Below are 1,694 nucleotides of genomic sequence, written 5' to 3'. Positions count from 1 at the left end.
GCCAAAGTCGCCAAGCCTTTTTGGCTGGCGAGGTTGCGCTTGATCAGGGCAAACTCGGCTTTGGAAAAATTCGGGCCGATGCAGAGCTTGCCTTCGACGTAGATTTTTTTCATGGCGTATCCTTTATTATTTTAGCGAATGCTTAAATACTTCAACAGCAACACGAAATTAAAAATTCCCGGCCGCGCCGGGCTTGATGAAATTTTGCAAAGAGGCAATCGAATGAAACCCACGCTGATCTTTGTCTACAATGCCGACAGCGGTCTCTTCAACACCTTGACCGACATCGCCCACAAAATTTTTTCTCCGCAAACGTATGCCTGCAACCTGTGCGGCCTCACTTATTCGCATTTCGGCATGAAACAAGAGTGGAAAGATTTTCTCGGCAGCCTCGATCTGCGGCTGGAGTTTTTGCACCGCGACGAGTTTCAGGCGCGCTATGAAATGGAAGGCGTATCGCTGCCGGCGGTTTTCAAGAAGGTGGGGAATGATTTACAACTGTTGCTCGAGGCCGAGGCCATCGATTCGTGCAAACATAGCGATGACCTAAAACAGCTTGTCACCAAGAAACTGTCTTGCGGGTAAGAACTTCGTCGCCGGACGTTGCTTTCACTTCTCGCGTCCGGCATCCTCTGCAACTTCTTTTAACCCTTCACAGACTGCTTCAAACATTCGCGCCAGCCGCGGCCGCACCATTTTGTCCAGCAAGCAGCCAATGACCGGATAAGGTCTGTAGGAAAAAATGAAATTCAAGTTCGTGCCGTTCGGCTCGCGCTTTAAATGATAAGTGCCCGAGCTTTGCAAGATCGGCGCGGCAAGCTTCATGCGATTGGTCACGAGCACTTCATTTTTCTTTTCCATTACGCGATCAAGCGTAATCTCCGCGGTTGCAGCATCGAAAAAGCAGGTGTGCGAGAGTCCGATCCGCGCGGGCGCCGTTGCGTCGTATTCGACTTTCACCAAACCGGGATTCCACCGCGGCATCTTTTCAAAATCGAAGAGCAAACCATAGACGTTTTCCAGCGGTGCGGCGATTTGCTTGGTGATGACGAGCGGGTTGGGAAATTGGAGGCAATGCAGCGGCTCCGGCACTTGCGAAACCTGGGGTTGCAGATGCGAAAGCGTCTGAACGTACACGCGCAACTCGCCCAAATGCGCGTAAGTTTCGTGATGCGCTTGCATCTGCGCTGGTGCACTCCTCTCGCCGGCGGCTTGCAGCAGCGTCTGCGTCACGAGCAGATATTCCGAGCTGGAAACGGTATTTTTCAAAAGCCGGTGGGCCACAATCACGTCTTTGCCGATGAGCTTGCGACGGTCTTTGATCTTGACCAAGGACATTTCGCCGTGGTGCGCGATGACTTTCAACGTCAGCGCGCCCACGTTTTGGCAAGCGCCGCATTTGCACAAAGTGTCGCGCTTGATTTGCCGAAGATACTGGTGAAACTTCAGATAAAAATTTTCGGCTTGCTCGGACAACGCTCTCAAGGTAGGCGGCGAGCCCATGCGATAGAACAAGACGGCGTCCCCTTCGATCTCATTGACTTCGAAGTTTAGACGATTGGCGTCGATGATGATTTCCAGCAACTCGGCGATGATGTGCCGGCTGTGAGAAACTTCAACTCCCGCAACGAACTCGGTAAAGCCGCTGATGTCAGGGATGAGCAAAGTTCCCACGTTCTCGCTTGCAGCCATCT

General features: G+C 52.2%; 2 protein-coding genes. One reads left to right on the top strand and one right to left on the bottom strand.

Annotated features, from left to right (window positions below):
- The first annotated feature begins 222 nt into the window (after nucleotides 1–222).
- Entirely contained in the window at nucleotides 223–585 is a 363-nt protein-coding gene (locus FBQ85_30040; GenBank protein ID MDL1879373.1) for a hypothetical protein, read from the top strand.
- A gap of 24 nt (nucleotides 586–609) precedes the next feature.
- Here FBQ85_30040 and FBQ85_30035 read toward each other — a convergent pair.
- A partial coding sequence (locus FBQ85_30035; GenBank protein ID MDL1879372.1) for a DUF2652 domain-containing protein occupies nucleotides 610–1,694 on the bottom strand: 1,085 nt, incomplete at its 5' end.

It is taken from the genome of Cytophagia bacterium CHB2 (assembly GCA_030263535.1).
In the GTDB taxonomy this organism is placed as follows: domain Bacteria; phylum Zhuqueibacterota; class Zhuqueibacteria; order Zhuqueibacterales; family Zhuqueibacteraceae; genus Coneutiohabitans.
This window is presented reverse-complemented; position numbering and strand designations above follow the sequence as displayed.

Excerpts from the sequence above, each read along its gene's own strand:
- FBQ85_30040 (MDL1879373.1), top strand. The coding sequence starts at position 223 with ATGAAACCCACGCTGATCTTTGTCTACAATGCCGACAGCGGTCTCTTC.